The organism is Citrobacter sp. ANG330 (assembly GCF_047467925.1).
GTDB lineage: Bacteria > Pseudomonadota > Gammaproteobacteria > Enterobacterales > Enterobacteriaceae > Citrobacter_A > Citrobacter_A amalonaticus_G.
The window spans coordinates 43691-61792 of sequence record NZ_JASJUI010000013.1 but is presented as its reverse complement, the minus strand read 5'-3'; the positions used below and the strand labels follow the sequence as shown (position 1 = coordinate 61792).

Sequence of the window (18102 nt, the reverse complement as noted above, 5' to 3'; positions counted from 1 at the left end):
GAAAAAAGGTTAACGGGTGAAAGCGGCGTGTAAGGTGTCCACGCTACGTGCCGCACGCAGCGTGCGTCCGGGAGTGCTCTGGTTTGCCAGTAACGTCTGGACCTGACTGACGATGTGTGCGCCGATAGGCAGCGCTGACGTCGCCGCCGGGGAGGGGGCATTGCAGGTGTGGATCGATCTCGGCGTAGTGACAAACAGAAAATCGTCAATTAGCTTGCCGTCCGGCGACACCGCCTGAGCGCGGACGCCAGCGGGCCACGGCTGCAGATCGTTGAGCGTCAGGCTCGGGCAGTACTTTTGCACCAGTCGCAAATAGCCACTCTTGCACAGCGAGTTTTTCATCTCGCTTAAGCCTGAGCGCAGGTTGTTTTGCAGAACCCGACGAATGCCGGAAGAACCGAGGATCTCCAGCGTATCGCTGAGTGAAAAGTCGCGTTTGCGATAGCCTTCGCGCTTAAACGCCAGCACCGCATTCGGCCCGACCGTGACGCTGCCGTCGATCATGCGGGTGAGATGGACGCCGAGAAACGGCATCGCCGGATCGGGGATTGGGTAGATCAGATGGTTGACTACCTGATTGTGCTCCGCCGCCAGGCGGAAGTACTCGCCACGAAATGGGCAGATGATAAAACCGGGTTCGACGCCAAGCATTTTCACCAGTCGGTCAGCCATCAGCCCGGAGCAGGTAATTAGCGTCGCCCCTTCAAATTCCTGCCCCTGGCGGGTGTGTACTACCACGCCCGTGGCATGCTCTTTGAGGGCGATGACGTCGGCGTTGTAGATAATTTTGCCGCCTCTGGCCTGGAAGATTTTCGCCATCGCCGCCGTGACCTCCCGGTAGCTGACGATCCCGCTGGAGGGTACAAAAATGCCGCCAAGCCCGGTAATGTTCGGTTCGCGCTCGCGCAATTCCTGTGCACTCAGCCATTCGCGCTCTAAGCCATTGGCGGCAGTGCGATCCCACAGAGCGCGCATCCGTTCCATTTCCCGTTCCGAGGTGGCGACCAGCATCTTGCCGCAGGTGTCGTAGCGGATGTCGTTTTGATCGCAAAAGGCTTTGGTCGCACGGTTACCGGCGAGACAAAACTGCGCCTTCAGACTGCCGGGGGTGTAATAAACCCCGGCATGGATCACGCCGCTGTTGTGGCCCGTTTGATGGCAGGCCGGACCGGACTCTTTTTCCAGCAGTGCGATACGGGCGTCCGGATAAACATCCATTAACTGCATGGCGGTCGACATGCCAATAATGCCGCCGCCAATGATCACAAAATCATACATCCGCTTTTTTCCTTCGCGCTTACTGATGCGTCTGGTAGTGGTGGGTGGAATACGCGAAGTAGCCGCGCTGGCGCATCAGTTCGCGGCGCAGATCCGGGTGCGGGGTAAAGCGATCGCGACCGTGCAGCCAGAAAAGGTTATTAATCAGCAGGAATTTACCCACCGATACCGGAACGGACAGAATGCTTTTACTGGTTTCCAGCGCATCAGACAGCTCGCTCAGCCAGACACCCTCTTCAAAATCTTTCGGTTGTACGAACTGATCGATATAACGCATGACCGGGCGACCCTGTTGGTCGACGTCAAATACCGGGTGGAATACCTCCTGGCTGACGTTTTTGCTCGGCGGCGCGGCGAAACGCATCGGACGACGCGCCAGCGGATGGCTAAAGTACTTGTCGAGATGCTCCCAGTCGTCGAGATGCAACAGCAGCGAGTTACCGCCAGTCATGTTCTGCTCGTCAATTTTCATCATCAGCACGTAATCGGTGACTTCTTCAAGATAAGTACCGTCGTTATGCAGCTCCATAACGCGATGCGGCTGACGCAGATAGCTGTCTGAGTTATCGACATTTTTCACTACGAAGCGCGCATAGTACTGGCCGCTCATCGCATCGAAATTGGAACGTCCAACCAGATGCGCCACCGCCGTTGCCAGTTTGACCATATCGTCAGCCTGTTCCACGTCATTGATGCCCTCTGCGTTGATCAGTAGCGCACCCTCAGCGCGATCCAGCAGCGTTTTCAGCAGCAGCGGCTGCAACTGGTTGTCGCAAAGATCGTCAAGGATCTTGCCCACTTTGAAGCGCAGGAAGGATTTGTATTCCAGTGCCTGCACCGGCCACTGTGCGACCTGCTGGAGAAAGTGTTCCGTCGTCCGGGCGGAAAAGGTCAGCTCCAGCAGCCGCGGGGACTGGGCTGACGGTTTCAACGTAAATCCGTTGTCGTATTGGCCTGGATCTTCAGCGTTTGGTTTAACGGCAGTCAGTGCATTCATCAGAATCGATCCTCTCAGTAGATGGTCAGGGAGACATGGCGAAGCTCATTTCGTAGCCATAAATTAAAAATATCTACATTTTCGATAAACGCGCACAAAATGAACTTTTTGTTTCTTTTTTGTGATCAAAACCAACAAATATTTAACATTATTAAATGCAGGGACAAGAGGAGGCATACCGGCAGAAAAAGGTGGAAATGGTTGAGGAAACCGCTGGTTAACCTACACTAACGCCGGTTGTGGTGCGGCTGATAAGCGAAGATTAGGATAAACATGGTCATTAAAAACCTCTTTCGCCGGGTGAAGTGGGTCAGTTCCGGCCTGTTGGTGCTGGTCAAACACGTGGCGCTGACGCTGCTGGTGGTGCTGATTATTTTCCTCGGCGTGCGGGTGTATCAGACCGAGAGCGGGCCTGACCTTCATCCCTGGCACACCTGGCAGGGGAATGAAATGAGTGTGGCAGCGCTGGATAACGCAACGTTTGCACACTATCTGGTGCGGGAAGAGGCGCTGTTCGTCGATTTACAAAAACAGGTGGGTGACAAACTGAGCCCGGATGAGCAAACGCCGATCAACCGTTTCTGGTCTGGGAGTCGGGTTTATCCCATGCAATTTGCCCCCAACGGGAACCGTTCATTCGTGTTGATGCCGCATGGCAAACCGCGCGGCGTTGCCGTGATGCTGCACGGCCTGACCGACTCGCCCTACAGCCTGAAATATATCGCCCGGATCTACCAGCAGCAGGGATTTATCGCCGTGGTGCCCCGCCTGCCCGGACACGGCACCGCGCCAGGCGCGTTAACGGCGGTTGACTGGGATGCGTGGCTGGCCACGACGCGCCTGGCGGTTCGTGAAGCGACACGACTGGCGGGTAAAGACGTGCCGCTGCATCTGGTGGGATACTCTAATGGCGGCGCGCTGGCGCTGAAATACACGCTGGACAGTCTGGACGACGTTACGCTGCGACGCCCTCAGCAACTGGTGTTGCTGTCGCCGATGATTGGTGTCACCTCCTTCGCCCGTTTTGCCGGGCTGGCGGGACTGCCAGCCATGTTCCCCGCCTTTGCCAAAGCGGCGTGGCTCAATGTCACGCCAGAGTATAATCCCTTCAAATACAATTCGTTTCCGGTCAATGCGGCGCGGCAGTCTTATCTGCTAACCAAAGCGCTACAGCAGCAAATTGTTCAGGATGCGCAGAATACGCGACTTCACGAAATGCCGCCGGTGCTGACCTTCCAGTCGGTGATGGACTCTACCGTCAGCACCCGGGCGGTGGTGGAGTCGTTATATCGCTATCTGGGCGCTAACGGCAGCGAACTGGTGCTATTTGATATCAATCAGGCGGCTAACCTGCGTCCTCTTCTGCGGGCGTCTTCTTATACCGCCGCGACGACGCTGTTGCCATCCGTACCGCGTACTTATCGCACAACGGTGGTCACCAACGCCACAGCGGAAACGCTGGCCGTGGTGGCGAGCGACACCCTCGCCGGAACGCGTGACGTGCAGGTTCAGCCGCTACAGGAAGCCTGGCCGCAGGAGATGTACTCACTGTCGCATGTGGCGGTGCCGTTTCCGATTACCGACTCGCTGTATGGGTTGAAGCCGGATGAGCTGAATCGCTATGGGTTGAGTCTGGGCACGATTGCATTGCGTGGGGAGACCTCCACGCTGCTGGTGGGGCTGGATACGTTAATGCGCGTCACCTCAAATCCGTTCTTTGCTTATATGCAGGAACGGATTGAGGCGGTTGTCGGAGGCAACGTTAAGGATTGAGCCTGTTGTCGGATGACAACGCTGCGCTTTTTAGGTAGGCCGGATAAGCGAACCGTCATCCGGCGAGGTATTACCCCACATCCACCTGCGGTTTGGTGTTGCGTTTGCGGAGGATCCGTAACAGTGGCGGGATCACTATGACCGCCACCGCCATCACCAGCAGCACTTTGGTGACGCTGCTTTCCCACAAAATCGCCATATTGCCGTTGCTGATCGACAGCGCACGGCGCAGGTTTTGTTCGAGCATTTCGCCCAGCACAAAGCCTAAGATCAGCGGCGACATCGGGAAGTGCATTTTGCGCAGAATATAGCCCAGCACGCCGAGCGCGACCATCAGTACCAGATCAAACGTGGTGCTGTGTACGGCATACACGCCGACTGCGGAAACTGCCGCGATAGCCGGCACCAGAAACCACAGGGGAATGGTCAGCATGCGGGTGAACAGGCCGATCAGCGGAATGTTCATCACCAGCAGCATCACGTTGGCAATCAGCAGCGCTGCAATCAGACCCCAGACGATATCCGGTTGTTCGGTAAACATCGCCGGTCCGGGCGTGATGTTATAGAGCGTTAACGCCCCCATCATCACTGCCGTCGTGCCGGAGCCGGGAACGCCCAGCGTCAGCATCGGAATAAACGAGCCGCAGGCCGACGCATTGTTGGCGGCTTCCGGCGCGGCGACACCACGAATGTCGCCTTTGCCGAAGCTGTCGCTGTTGCCGCTGATTTTTTTCTCGGTCATGTAGGTGATGGCGCTGGCGATGGTGGCGCCCGCACCTGGCAGCACGCCGACGAAGAAACCGATCACCGACGAGCGCAGCGTCGCGCCGACGCACTGCGCACCCTCTTTAGCGTTAAACAGCATGCGTCCCGTTTTGCGCACCAGTTTCTGCCCGCTGCTGGTATGTTCCAGCATCAGCAGGATTTCAGAAACCGAGAACAGACCGATCACCACGACGATAAACTGCACGCCGTCAGAAAGATGCACGCTGTCAAAGGTAAAGCGATACACCCCGGTGTTGGCGTCGACGCCGACGGTCGCCAGTCCCAGACCAATCAGCGCAGCCAGAAACGATTTCAGCGGATTTTGCGCCATCATGCTGCCAAGACAGGCGATAGCGAAGACCATCAGCGCGAAGTACTCTGCCGGACCAAACGCCAGCGACCACTGCGCCAGTAAAGGGGCGAACAGAATGATCCCGCCGATGGCGATCAGTGAGCCAAAGAAGGAGCTGACCGCAGAAATAGAGAGCGCGACGCCGCCGCGCCCCTGTTGCGCCATCGGGTATCCGTCCAGCGCGGTCATAATTGCCGCCGCATCACCGGGCACGTTGAGCAAAATTGACGAAATGCGTCCGCCGTATTCGCAGCCAATGTAAACCGTCGCCAGCAGGATCAACGCCGATTCCGCCGGCAGGTGCAGCGCAAAGGCCAGCGGCAGCAGGATAGCCACGCCGTTAATCGGCCCCAGACCGGGCAGCAGGCCAACAATGGTGCCAACGAAGCAGCCAATCAGCGCGATCACCAGGTTTTCCGGGGTCATCGCCACCGCAAAACCCTGAGAAAGATATATCCAGGTATCCATCATTTCTCCGTTAACTCAGCCAGGCGCCAAGCGGTAGGGTGACATCAAGCAGGCGGTCAAAGGCATACCACAGGGTGATGCCAAGAATGGCGCCGGAAATGCCCGCGGCGGGTAATGTGGCGCCAAACAGAATGCCAATCACCAGCGTCAGAATCGCGGTGGCAACCGGGAAGCCCAGCCATTCAAATCCCCAGGCGTACATCAGCAGGACGATCACCATGGTTAACAGTTTTTGCAGGACGTGCCGGCGCGGCCAGTCCACAACGTCAGGATGGCGTAGCAGTAGCGCCAGCGCGCACAGCGCCATCAGGCCGATAATCCCCAGCGGAAACGGACGCGGGCCGACCGGTTCGTAACTGTATTCACTCTGAATTTGCCAGGCGATAAACAGCCCGGCGATACAGAGCAACAGCCAGATACCGGCGAAAATACGATCGCTCATTGGAGTCTCCACGCTTATTTCGCCAGGCCAAAGGCTTTCGCCTGCTCGCGGTAACCGGTCACCTGTTTTTTGACATACTCATCAAGCTGTTGACCCGTCATATTGAACTCAAACAGGCCACGCAGGTCGCGCTGCTTTTTGAATGCGTCGGTTTGCTGGAGTTTTTCAAACGCCTGCACCCACCACTGATATTCGGCATCACTGACTTTCGGGCCGACATAAAAGCCGCGAATGATGGGCCAGACCAGGTCGTAACCCTGCTCTTTGGCGGTAGGCACATTGGCGAGTTGTCCAGGCAGACGGTTTTCGGAGAAGACCGCGAGGACGCGGATTTTATCGCCGCTCAGATAGGGCACCATCTCACTGAGATCGCCGGAAACCACCTGTACATGGTTGCCCATCAGCGCGGTGACCGGTTCGCCGCCGCCTTCAAAAGCGACGTAGCGCATCTTATGTGGATCGACGTTAGCCTGCTGGGCCAGCAGCGCTGATTTCATCCAGTCCTGGCTGCCGATTGACGCACCGGCGCCGATCACCACGCTGTTGGGATCTTTTTCCATCGCGGTGAGCAGATCTTTCAGCGATTTCCACGGCGAGTCAGCGCGCACGGCGATCATGCCGTAGTCAGTGCCGACGCTCGCCAGCCAGCGCACATCATCCACGCCGTAACGACCAAACTTGCCCTGCGAAAGGTTAAGCAGCGACCCGCCGGAAAACGCGACGACCGTTCCCGGTTCGGCGGGGCGTTGCGCGACGATCGCGTTATAGGCGACGGCACCTACGCCGCCGGGCATGTAGGTCACGCGCATCGGTTTTTCGATGGTGCCGGTTTCCATCATGCTCACCTGAATCAGTTTGCAGGTGAGGTCAAAGCCGCCGCCGGGCTTCGCCGGGGCGATACATTCAGTACGCGACGGCGCTTCCTGCGCCAGGACAGAGGTGCTCATCAGTAAAAGGCTTGCAGCAAGGGTACGAACGAACTGTTTTTTCATTATTTATCCTCACGTCGGACGACCGGACTGTAGGGTTCGGAAGATTATTTTTTGATTATGTGAACCTGCATGTAGCGGTTCGGTTGCGTGATTGTTAAAACATTAACCTTTCATTTCCCTTTCAATGCGGCAGAAACTTTACAGGATGTGATATGCGTCTCTTATTGGCGGAAGATAACCGTGAGCTGGCTCACTGGCTGGAAAAAGCGCTGGTGCAAAACGGATTCGCCGTGGACTGCGTATTCGATGGGCTGGCGGCCGATCATCTTCTGCACAGCGAAACCTATGCGCTGGCGGTTCTCGATATCAACATGCCCGGCATCGACGGACTGGAAGTGGTGCAGCGTCTGCGTAAGCGTGCGCAGACGCTGCCGGTGCTGCTGCTGACAGCGCGTAGCGCGGTGGCGGATCGGGTCAAAGGACTTAATGCCGGAGCGGATGATTATCTGCCCAAACCCTTCGAACTCGAGGAACTGGACGCCCGGCTACGGGCTTTGCTCCGGCGCAGCGCGGGACAGGTCCAGGAGTTGCAGCAACTGGGCGACCTGGCATTCCATGATGAAGGTTATTTCTTGCTTCAGCAGCAACCGCTGGCGCTTACCCCGCGTGAACTGGCGCTGTTAACGGTGCTGATGTATCGCAGAACCCGTCCGGTATCGCGCCAGCAGTTATTCGAGCAGGTTTTCAGCCTGAACGATGAAGTCAGCCCTGAAAGTATTGAACTGTACATTCATCGTCTGCGGAAAAAATTGCAGGGCAGTAATGTGCGGATCACCACTCTGCGCGGTCTGGGATACGTGCTGGAGTGTATTGATGAGGTGGGCTAAACCCCAGTCGTTATACCTGCAACTGCTGCTGTTCCTTGGTCTACCGCTGATCCTGTTGTGGGGGCTGTCGGCGTTTAACAGCTACGTCAGCGCCCTGCAGGCGGCGACGCAGGCTTATGATCGCACGCTGCTTTCGTCCGCGCGAACGGTGGCGGAACGGCTGGTGGTTCGCCATGCGAAGCTGGAAGTGAATGTCCCCTGGGTGGTGCTCGACAGCTTCGAGCTGAATATGAACGACCGGTTATACTATAAAGTGGTGGATCCGGCGGGGAAGGTGATTTCGGGTTATGACGATCTGCCGGCGATGCCGCCTTCCACCTCTCGCACGCAACTCTACCCTGCGCTGGCCTGGTTTTATCATACGCAATATCAGGGGCAGGCCATTCGCGTGGCGCGTTTGCTTCAACCGGTGAATGAAGGTGGCATTGTCGGGATGGCCGAAATTTATGTCGCTGAGACGCTGCAGTCGCGGCGTTACCTGGCAGGACAACTGCTGTTTTCATCATGGGTAACGCAGGGATTGTTGGTCATGTTGACGCTGGTGCTGGTCGGCTGGCTGCTGCGTCGCGTACTGCGCCCGATGCGTCAGCTCTCTTCACTGATGGTGCGCCGTGAACCGGAACGCCTGACGCCGTTACCTGAGCTGCTGCCCTGGTCGGAAACGCGCCTGCTGATTGTCGCCTTCAACCGCTATCTGGATCGCCTGCGTGCCCTCATCTCCCGGCAGGAACGTTTTAGCGCCGATGCGTCTCATCAACTGAAAACCCCGCTGGCGGTACTGAAAACGCAGGTTGCCGTGGCGCTCGCCAGTGAGCAACCTCAGCAGTGGCACGAGAGCTTACGGGCGATGAGCACGACGCTGGACAACACCATCCTGTTGACGGAAAGACTGCTACAGCTATCCGCCGTGAAGCGAAAAGAGCAAGGGGAACGGCAATTTTTACCGGTTAATCTGTTCGAGGTGGTGCAAGAGAGTTGCTTTACCCGACTGGCGCAGGCGCGTAGCAAAGGCATCGATCTGGGCTATGAAGGCGCACAGGAGGCGATATGGACTGACGGTGATGATGTCCTGTTGGGTGAACTGTGCGGCAATTTACTGGATAACGCTCTGAAATATACGCCGCAGGACGGCACTGTCACCGCCAGGTTAAGGCAGGAAGGGGATGCCGTCGTGCTGGAGGTAGAAGACAGCGGCCCCGGCATTGAGGATGAACAGGTTCATCAGGCGATGCTGCCGTTCCATCGCCTTGAAAATGTAGGATCAGAAGCCGGGGCGGGCATTGGCCTGGCGCTGGTTAATGATATTGCCCGTTTGCATCGCACCCATCCGCATCTTACGCGTAGCGCTACGTTAGGCGGTCTTCTCGTCCGGGTCCGCTTTTTAAGGACTTCACACTTTTCTACAAAAACATGAATAGCCTTTGTAGGTAATCGGATACAAACGGTTATCCCATTACACTTTAAAGTTTTTAGCAAAAAGTGCTCTTGAAAGGCTATTTTTACGAACCTGAAAAACGTTAAAAATCTTATTACTCACTATAAATATCCTGAGCTCATCGCGACTTCCCCTTTCCTGATACGGAAAAATCGAATTATGTAATGTGACCCTCCCAGGAATTTATGCTCACTAATTATTATTTTCTCAAATTAATGACCCAGCTAATAGTCCGGTGGGTGTATTGACAGCTTTTCAGGCGGGTGTAAAACTGAGTGCAATAAATACATAAGGATTATTAATCAAACAACGCGCTGCAATGGCGGTTGTTGAACCCCTATCGGTTCGTCATCAGAAACTCTGAGTCGAAATCGTGGTGTCAGTATCAAACTGGCATCAACCTCTATTTTGCACAGAGTGATATTTTATATTTTGCATAGCACTGATTTAATTTCTGACAATTGTCTGTGATTCCATCAATGCTCTCCCCGGAGGGCGAATTGTGGATCCTGGGTGTTAATAAACTGAACATGGATATTATTGTCGGAGCCAATATGTGAAATCATTATAAAGCCTCAATAATGTATTTAATTTAAGACTGCTCAGATTCTATTTCTGAATGGCCCTCTGTTACCCATTTCCAGATGAGGGAAGCTTATCGATTCTATGTTGCGTATTAAAAACTATTACACCGCATATAAACATTTTATCTGATTATGAGCATTTAACATGAATATCAATTATCGCGTTATATGGAATGACATTCTGCATGTATTCCAGGTTTGTTCTGAGCTGGTGCGAGGGAAAAGCCAATCGTCAGCCCATTCATCTTTGAAAACAACGTCCTCTTCCGCGCAACGACAATCTTCTTTTGAATCTCTTTTTAAACGCAGTGCCCTGTCACTGATACTGCTGGCCTCTTTGCCCGCTTATTCGGCCATTATCGATAATGGCGAGGTCGTCAACGTGTCGGCAGGGTATTCACTGGATTACTACACTTTTGTCGGCATGGACGGCGTGGGCACGCTAAATATCCTCGCGGGCGGTGTGGTGGCAGGATCGGATGTCTACAAGCTCACTATTGGCGATAACACCCAGGCGAACGGTACGGTGAACGTCGACGGTTCCGGCTCTTCGTTACGCTCAGGGGCGATCGCCATTGCCGAGTCCGGTGTCGGCACCATGACCATCTCCAACTCCGCAGTGGTTAACACGGCAGGACTTGGCGTACTGGGTGGTTCAAACGGCAGTCACGGATCCGCCACGATCCGCACGGGTGGACAGTGGAATTTAGTGAATCCCTCGGGGGCGCTCCAGGACCTGAATATTGGTTATGGCGGCACAGGCGTGATTAACATTGAAGAGGGCGGTGCGCTGAACGCCGGTATGACAACGATTGGCAGTTTTGACGCCGGAGTGGGAACCGTCAGCGTTAGCGGTCAGAATTCAACAATGAGCACCGGCGCGCTGCGGGTCGGGGATTATGGTTCGGGAACGCTGAATATCACTGACTCTGCAGTAGTTCATTCGAGCGCCGACAGCATGCTGGGGCGTTCGCCTGCTGGCTACGGGCGAGTGAATATCAGCAACGGCGGGGAATGGCGGATCGCCGACGCCAGTAACGTCACCAAAAAACTGAATGTAGGTCATTCCTCGACGGGGATACTGGATATCCAGTCGGGTGGGAAAGTGGTTGCCAGCGCGGTGAGCCTGGCGGCAAACGGTGGTGAGGGGACGGTGAATATCAATGGTGCCGGATCGCGGCTGGATACGACCTCAGTGACCGTCGGCGCCGTGGGTGACGGAACCCTCACCCTGAGTAACAGCGGCGCGCTTAACCTGAACGGTAAACTGTTCATTGCGCAGAATGCCTCGGGCACGGGAGTGGTGAACATTGGCGCGGCTGAGGGGCAGGCCGCCGCCGGCGCGGGCGTGATTTCCGGTGCCACCGGTGTGACATTCGGCTCGGGAACGGGGTCGCTTGTGCTCAACCACACCACCAACGATCCCTCCACAGCGGGAGGATATCAGCTCGCCATGCCGATTACGGGTCAGGGATCCATCGTTCATCTGGCCGGGCATACCGTACTGACAGGCGACAATACCTACAGCGGGAAGACGCTTATTAATGGCGGGACGCTCACCTCGGCTTTGCAATCTAATGACAACAGAACGGGCCTCGGCAGCAGTGAAGTGACGATGGGCAACAATGGCACACTCGAAATTGTCGGCGCAACCGACGCCAGCACCCATGACTTTGCCTTCAGTAATGTGCTGAACGGCACGGGGCTGCTGTCCGTTAATCTGAACGCCGGAGATGATGTTTTTTCCTTTGCGCCAGGCACCGGGGACAATTTTCACGGGGTTGTTGAGCTGCGCAATAGCACCTTTGCTCTCTCCGGGGATAATGCCTCGGCAATGGAACAAGCGATGCTAATCAGCAGTGCGGGAAATACCACTACTGTCAGTGATACGCAGCATCTCGTGGGGTTACTTTTCAATGGCGGGACGCTGGTTTTTGATGCGACTTTTCCGGGTTCAAAGACCTCTGACAGTCTGATTGAGGTCAACACGCTGGTTGCCGGAGCGGAAGGGGTATCATACAACGGACGTGGCTGGCATGCAGATGGAACCGGCACGGTGAAAGTGAACCTTGCTGACCCCTGGAACGATACGGGCGCCGCAGGGGATCCGAACACGACCGTAAACCTGCTTCAGCAGGATGATACCGGGATTGGCGTACAACTGGTGAGATCGTCGGTTGTTCTTGGAACCGGTGGTTCGCTGACGCTTGCCGATCAAAACGGCACGCCGATTGCGGCAGATAAAACCCTTCAGATAGCGCAGGGTGGGGCGACGGTGGCGAACGGGCAATATGGTTTTCGCCTGACCACCGCGCCGGGTGACGGACTGTATGTGAACTACGGTCTGAAGGCGCTGGATATTCTCTCCGGGCAAACGCTGGTGCTGTCGCCGTATGCCGGTGTGACGGGCGCCGGCGCGGATATGTCGGCGGCGATCTCCGGCAGCGGCAATCTGGCGGTGAATACGGGAGATGTCGTGTCGCTCTCCAATGGACTGAATGACTACAGCGGCGCCACGCTGGTACAGGCCGGGACGTTACGTACTGACGCGAATGGCGCACTGGGCGACACCAGTGAACTGTCCATCAGCGGCGGTGCAAACGCCGATCTCAACGGGACAATCCAGACAGCGGGGACGCTGACGGGGCAGGCCAATTCCACCCTGGCGTTGAATGGCGGCGCGCTGACTCTGCGCAACGGCGGGCTCAGTGAGGGAACGCTGACCGGCAGCGGTGCGCTGAATGTTATCGGCGGTCTGTTAACAATTGACGGCCCCAATGCTGGGCTGACAGCCAAAACCACCATCAGCAGCGGGGCGGAAGTGCGTGTGAATGATGTGCAGGGCGCAGGCAGTGGCGATATCGTCGATGACGGGACGCTGACCCTGAATGGCATTGTCGGCACGCTGACGAACGTCATCAGCGGAGCGGGCGGCATTGATGTTGCGAATATGTCAGATGTGGTCGTCAGCGGAGATAACAGCGGTTTTAGCGGCCTGTTCAATATCGATGCAGACAACAAACTGACCGTCAGTGAACAGCAGAACCTTGGCTCTGCCTCTGTCACGGATAACGGCCTGTTGACGGTAGCGACGGACACGGACTGGACGCTGAACAATGTCATTAGCGGCGCAGGGGATCTGACTAAAACCGGTCGCGGCGTGCTGACGCTGGTACAGGATTTTGCCTCCTGGACGGGGACCACCGACATTGTCGACGGTGAGATTGCGCTGGGTAGCGATGCCGATTCCGCCGTTGATATGGCTAACCAGCAGGTGAATATTCACGATGGCGCTACCCTGTCAGGGTATGGCCGCACCGCCGGTGATGTGGACGTGATGAATGGCGGGACGATGCAGGTGTCCGATTTTACGGTTGGCGGCAATCTGACTCACAGCGGCACCGTGATCCTGGGGCGTTCGGGCATACAGCCGGGCAATTATCTGGATGTGGACGGTAACTACCACAGCAATGACGGTCTGATGGTATTCAATACCGCCCTCGGCGGTGATGATTCAGCCACGGATAAACTGACCGTGCATGGCGATACCTCCGGCAACACGCGGGTGGATGTCAATAACGTTGGCGGCACAGGCGCGCAAACCCGCAATGGTATCGAACTGGTGCGCGTGGACGGCAATTCCGCGGGGCAATTCGCGCTGGCCCGTGGTTCCGTGGAAGCCGGCGCGTATGTCTACACGCTGGCGAAGGGAAGTGGCGAAGCAGCGAAAAACTGGTATCTGACCAGCAAATGGGATGGAGTGATTGATTCGGACAACCCGCCGGTTGTCGATCCGCAGGCGGTGGATGTTCTGCGACCCGAAGCGGGCAGCTATATCAGCAATCTTTCTGCTGCGAATACGTTGTTTGCTCATCGTCTGCACGATCGTCTGGGTGAGCTGCAGTATGCCAATACGCTGAAGGATGACGGGCTGGCCGGCAGCATGTGGATGCGGCACGTTGGCGGGTACGAACGTTCCTCTGCGGGTGACGGCCAACTGAAAACACAGAGCAATCGCTACGTGCTGCAACTGGGCGGCGACATTGCACAGTGGAGTATGGACGGGCTGGACCGCTGGCATCTCGGTGTGATGGGGGGGTATGCCAATGAGCACAGCAACACCCACAGCAACCGTGCCGCATACGGTTCAGACGGACGTACCAGCGGCTACAGCGTTGGTCTCTACGGAACCTGGTATCAGAACGAGGCGGATAACACGGGAGCGTATGTGGACAGTTGGATGCTCTACAACTGGTTCGACAATACAGTGGATGCGGATGCGCGTGAGAGCGACAGCTACGACTCAAAAGGGCTGACGGCCTCGCTGGAAGCGGGTTACACCCTGAAAGCCGGTACGTTCAGCGGCAGCCAGGATTCTCTGAACACCTGGTACATTCAGCCGCAGGCACAGGTCACCTGGATGGGCGTGAACGCTGACACGCATACCCGGCATGACGGGACGCGCATTGAATCAGAAGGTGATGGCAACGTTCAGACGCGTCTGGGAGTGAAAACGTACCTCAACAGTCATCACAAAATGGATGACGGACAGCAGCGCGAGTTCCAGCCTTATGTCGAAGTGAACTGGATCCACAATACCGAATCCTTCGGCGTGAAGATGGACGGCGAGAAAATCAGCCGTGATGGTGCCCGCAACCTGGGAGAAGTGCGTACCGGGGTGGAAGGTAAACTGAATAACCGTTTAAGCGTCTGGGGTAACGTCGGTGTACAACTGGGTGACAAGGGCTACAGCGATACCCAGGGCATGCTGGGGGTAAAATACAGCTGGTAAGTTTGAACGGGTAAAAGCAGAAATTAAAAAGCCGCGTAAGCGGCTTTTTAATTGATTAACGATCAGGGCGAAAGTTTTATTCGCTGATTTTTTTCTCTACGCTGGCTGCGCCTTCTTTGGTCTTATTCCAACCCTGTTCAGCACCTTCTTTCGTGGCGTTCCAGCCTTTTTCAGTGCCTTCTTTAGTTTTATGCCAGGTTTCTTGTGAGCCTTCGCTAACTTTGCTGCTGATATTGTCCTGTTTACCTTCGGCGCGGTGTTCTGCTTTCAGTTTTTGCTCTTCACCCTGATTCTGCGCCTGGTGTAATTTCTCTTTCGCTGTATTTGCGTTTTCATGTGCGGCAGCAACATCATTATCGGTTGCGTGTGTCGTAGCGGCAAAAACAGGAGAAGCCAGCAGAAGTGCAGATAATGCGATTAGGGTCTTTTTCATCATGTCCTCGCTTTACGTTATAAGTTATTAGCGTGATTAAGCATGGCATCTTAACGAAGCGCTGGCTCTAGGAAAAAACTGTAAGTGAAAACAATGGCGACAGCCCCTGTTATTCAGGCATTTGAACAAACGCATTTCACTATTAAGAATATTGTCAAAAAAATATCCTTTTGTTTTTAAAGGTTTTTATGAAACGCGAATTGTCTGATTTTGGGGTGTCTGTTATAAGACCCCGGATGTTAAATCTGAAAATTCCTATGAGTGTAAATATATTTAAATGCCAGTAAAGATGTGACGAAAAATTGATAATGACATGGAGTCGTTTATGACAATAAAGAAGTATGCCTTACTGATGGGTTTATTTTCCTTCGAGGGAGTTGCCGCCGAAGCCGTGTGTAGTTCTGCTGATGGTGTGAGTGCCGTCTGCAATGGTGACACAGGGCTGGTGAATGATATCGACAGTAAAATTAACGGTTATGACAGCATCACCATTAATACGACGGCGAATGAACGAGGCTATGGGTTTGATTTCCGCCAGACAACGCATCATTTGACGCCGAAGGATATTACAATTACGACACTTGGAAAGTATTCGGATGGGATCCTCGGCCGAATTGCAACGACGACCATTGACGGTAATTTGACGATTAAAACGTATGGTGAATACTCTTCCGGTATTTTATTGCAGGAAGTGGAGGACGCTAATATCACTCTTGCGGGTGCCACGAATATCTATGCACGTTATGGCATGGGAATTGCGCTGGAACTGACTCTGGGAAGTAACAAGAATAATATTTTAACCGCGGGGGATAATGTCACCATTGTTACTGATGGCGCCGGCAGTAATGTTAACAGGGGGACGGGTTATGGCGTCTATGCCGGTTCCGCCTACTATCTGAACGCGATGGGGTTTATTCCCGATCACAGTACCGCCCGCATTACGCTGGGAAATCATGTTTCCGTACAAACCAATGGCGATGAAGCCCATGCGGTTTACGCCAATAAAACGGGCATGATTCAGGTTGGCGATATCGCGGTCGTTACCCGTGGCGACAGGGCGACGGGACTGAAAGCGGAGGATGGCAATAAGTATGTACCGCCGGGAACGCGCATGCTCAGAGCCCAGACGCAAAACTACGAAGGCGGGAAAATCTTCCTGACCCGGAACGTGAATATTGATCTGGAAGGAACCGGAAGTCACGCCATGTATTCCACTGGCTTCGGTTCGTACATTGGCTCATCATACCTGGGAGGACAGCAGTCACGCGGAACCTATATCGTCAACGGTGATTTGTTGGCGGACAGACAGGGAGTTATCGATCTCCGTATGACCCAGGGCTCTGCGTTTACCGGTAGCGCCAACTCCACCCAGCTCAATGCTGATAAGTCCCTGAATACCGTAGATAACGGTTATATTTACCTGGATCTGTCCAGAACCAACAGCGTCTGGAATATGACGGAAGATTCTGTCGTTACGCGTCTCGATCTGCATGATGCGAATTTGACGTACACGGCGCCCATCAGTTTTGCCTCCTATCGACCTAAATTCCTGCATGTCGTCGAGGATTATTCCGGTACGAATGGCATCCTGACGCTGAATACGGTGCTGGGCGGCGACGATTCATTAACCGATAAACTGTATGTGCTGGGCGATGTGGCAGCGGGGAATACTCAGGTCAGCATCAACAATATTGGCGGGCAGGGCGCGCTGACTCAGCAGGGGATCGAAATTGTTAATGTTGGCGGCGAGTCGATCGGTACGTTTACCAAACATGGGCGTATTGTCGCAGGCGCCTATGACTATGATGTGGTGCGCAAAGGGGAAAACTGGTACCTCGTGAGCGGTATTGCGACGAACCCAACGCCGGAACCTTCTCCTGAGCCTGGCCCGACGCCGGAGCCTGGCCCGAAACCTACACCCGTGATTCGCCCTGAAGGGGGAGAATACGTGGCAAATATCGCGGCCGCGAACACGCTGTTCCAGCATCGTTTACATGACCGTTTAGGCGAGCCTCACTATGTTGATGCGCTGAAAGGCGAAGCAGAGAACGTTTCCAGCCTCTGGATGCGCCACGTCGGCGGGCATACGCGATTTAAAGACAACAGCGGGCAAGTCAACACCCAGGCGAACCGTTATGTCGTCCAGTTGGGCGGAGATATCGCACAGTGGAGCGGCGATGAACAGGACCGCTATCACCTTGGCGTCATGGGTGGATATGCTAATCAAAAAAGTAACTCTCATAATAAGTTGAACCGCTATTACAGCAGGGGCAGCGTGGAGGGTTATAGCCTCGGGGTTTACGGCACGTGGTTGCAAAATAATGAAGAGAAAACGGGCGCTTACGTGGACAGCTGGTTGATGTACAACTGGTTTGATAACACCGTCAGCGGTGAAAGTCTGGCGCAGGAAGAGTATAAATCGAAAGGATTTACCGCGTCTGTGGAATCCGGATATACCTGGAAAATCGGCGAGAAGAATGAGCGCGAACGCTACTATTTCCAGACAGTGGGCCAGTTAACCTGGATGGGCGTGAAAGCCAATGCGCACCGTGAAGCTAATGGTACGCGGGTGACCAGTGAAGGAGACGGTAATCTTCAGACTCGTCTTGGCGCACGTGTATTCATCAAAGGGCACAGCAAAATTGATGAAGGGAAAGAACGTATATTTGAACCTTTCGTCGAAGCGAACTGGATCCACAATACCAAACGTTTTGGTGCGTCGATGAGCGGTGTCGATGTTGAACAGGCAGGAACGCGCAACATTGCCGAACTGAAAGCCGGTGTGGAAAGTCAGCTTAACCGTAACGTGAATCTCTGGGGTAATGTTGCCCAGCAAATTGGCGATGCTGGCTACAGCGATACCAGCGCGATGCTGGGGCTGAAAGTGAATTTCTGATACTCGTCTGAACGCGGGACAACAGACCATAATGGCGCTATTTTCCTGTCGTCAAAAACGGCACCCCA

The 18102-nt window shown here is 54.9% G+C and carries 10 protein-coding genes and 2 pseudogenes; 6 read left to right on the top strand and 6 right to left on the bottom strand.

Going from position 1 to position 18102, the window contains the following annotated elements:
• Positions 1 to 9 precede the first annotated feature (9 nt).
• Both lhgO and glaH read right to left on the bottom strand, forming a co-directional pair.
• Positions 10 to 1278, bottom strand: coding sequence for an L-2-hydroxyglutarate oxidase (gene lhgO, locus QNN88_RS20925; protein WP_414241888.1), 1269 nt, complete (start codon positions 1276 to 1278; stop codon positions 10 to 12).
• A 19-nt stretch (positions 1279 to 1297) separates the two neighbouring features.
• Complete coding sequence (glaH, locus tag QNN88_RS20920) at positions 1298 to 2275, bottom strand: glutarate dioxygenase GlaH (protein ID WP_414241887.1); 978 nt, start codon at positions 2273 to 2275, stop codon at positions 1298 to 1300.
• Between the two features lie 279 nt (positions 2276 to 2554).
• Here glaH and QNN88_RS20915 point away from each other — a divergent pair, with 279 nt between their 5' ends.
• Positions 2555 to 4048, top strand: a complete 1494-nt coding sequence (locus tag QNN88_RS20915) for an alpha/beta hydrolase (protein WP_414241931.1) — start codon at positions 2555 to 2557, stop codon at positions 4046 to 4048.
• A gap of 70 nt (positions 4049 to 4118) precedes the next feature.
• Here the strand turns inward: QNN88_RS20915 and QNN88_RS20910 are convergent, their stop codons facing one another.
• From QNN88_RS20910 to QNN88_RS20900, 3 genes are read right to left on the bottom strand one after another with little or no spacing between them, the layout of a single operon-like run.
• Complete coding sequence (locus QNN88_RS20910; protein ID WP_414241886.1) at positions 4119 to 5633, bottom strand: tripartite tricarboxylate transporter permease; 1515 nt, start codon at positions 5631 to 5633, stop codon at positions 4119 to 4121.
• 10 nt (positions 5634 to 5643) lie between these two features.
• On the bottom strand, positions 5644 to 6075 hold the full coding sequence (locus QNN88_RS20905) for a tripartite tricarboxylate transporter TctB family protein (RefSeq protein WP_414241885.1): 432 nt from the start codon (positions 6073 to 6075) through the stop codon (positions 5644 to 5646).
• 14 nt (positions 6076 to 6089) lie between these two features.
• Positions 6090 to 7067, bottom strand: a complete 978-nt coding sequence (locus QNN88_RS20900; protein WP_414241884.1) for a Bug family tripartite tricarboxylate transporter substrate binding protein — start codon at positions 7065 to 7067, stop codon at positions 6090 to 6092.
• A 152-nt stretch (positions 7068 to 7219) separates the two neighbouring features.
• Here QNN88_RS20900 and tctD point away from each other — a divergent pair, with 152 nt between their 5' ends.
• The 4 genes and pseudogenes from tctD to QNN88_RS20880 all read left to right on the top strand — a co-directional run.
• Positions 7220 to 7894, top strand: a complete 675-nt coding sequence (tctD, locus tag QNN88_RS20895) for a transcriptional regulator TctD (RefSeq protein ID WP_414241883.1) — start codon at positions 7220 to 7222, stop codon at positions 7892 to 7894.
• The gene (locus QNN88_RS20890) at positions 7881 to 9308 is read left to right on the top strand and encodes a sensor histidine kinase (RefSeq protein ID WP_414241882.1); all 1428 of its coding nucleotides are present in this window, start codon (positions 7881 to 7883) and stop codon (positions 9306 to 9308) included. The genes tctD and QNN88_RS20890 overlap by 14 nt, the downstream gene beginning before the upstream one ends.
• Before the next feature lie 750 nt (positions 9309 to 10058).
• Positions 10059 to 10175 (top strand): annotated as a pseudogene (locus QNN88_RS20885) (ESPR-type extended signal peptide-containing protein); the annotation flags it as partial.
• Positions 10176 to 10331: 156 nt separating this feature from the next.
• A pseudogene (locus QNN88_RS20880) lies at positions 10332 to 14705 on the top strand (autotransporter outer membrane beta-barrel domain-containing protein); the annotation flags it as partial.
• Between the two features lie 76 nt (positions 14706 to 14781).
• Here QNN88_RS20880 and QNN88_RS20875 read toward each other — a convergent pair.
• Positions 14782 to 15138: a hypothetical protein gene (locus tag QNN88_RS20875; protein ID WP_414241930.1), complete on the bottom strand. Its 357-nt coding sequence runs from the start codon at positions 15136 to 15138 to the stop codon at positions 14782 to 14784.
• A 325-nt stretch (positions 15139 to 15463) separates the two neighbouring features.
• On the opposite strand from QNN88_RS20875, the gene QNN88_RS20870 reads away from it, so the two are divergent.
• The gene (locus tag QNN88_RS20870; protein ID WP_414241881.1) at positions 15464 to 18034 is read left to right on the top strand and encodes an autotransporter outer membrane beta-barrel domain-containing protein; all 2571 of its coding nucleotides are present in this window, start codon (positions 15464 to 15466) and stop codon (positions 18032 to 18034) included.
• Positions 18035 to 18102: the final 68 nt, after the last annotated feature.

Coding starts and splice junctions, on each gene's coding strand:
- lhgO (WP_414241888.1), bottom strand. CDS start 1,278: ATGTATGATTTTGTGATCATTGGCGGCGGCATTATTGGCATGTCGACC.
- glaH (WP_414241887.1), bottom strand. CDS start 2,275: ATGAATGCACTGACTGCCGTTAAACCAAACGCTGAAGATCCAGGCCAA.
- QNN88_RS20910 (WP_414241886.1), bottom strand. CDS start 5,633: ATGGATACCTGGATATATCTTTCTCAGGGTTTTGCGGTGGCGATGACC.
- QNN88_RS20905 (WP_414241885.1), bottom strand. CDS start 6,075: ATGAGCGATCGTATTTTCGCCGGTATCTGGCTGTTGCTCTGTATCGCC.
- QNN88_RS20900 (WP_414241884.1), bottom strand. CDS start 7,067: ATGAAAAAACAGTTCGTTCGTACCCTTGCTGCAAGCCTTTTACTGATG.
- tctD (WP_414241883.1), top strand. CDS start 7,220: ATGCGTCTCTTATTGGCGGAAGATAACCGTGAGCTGGCTCACTGGCTG.
- QNN88_RS20890 (WP_414241882.1), top strand. CDS start 7,881: ATGAGGTGGGCTAAACCCCAGTCGTTATACCTGCAACTGCTGCTGTTC.
- QNN88_RS20875 (WP_414241930.1), bottom strand. CDS start 15,138: ATGAAAAAGACCCTAATCGCATTATCTGCACTTCTGCTGGCTTCTCCT.
- QNN88_RS20870 (WP_414241881.1), top strand. CDS start 15,464: ATGACAATAAAGAAGTATGCCTTACTGATGGGTTTATTTTCCTTCGAG.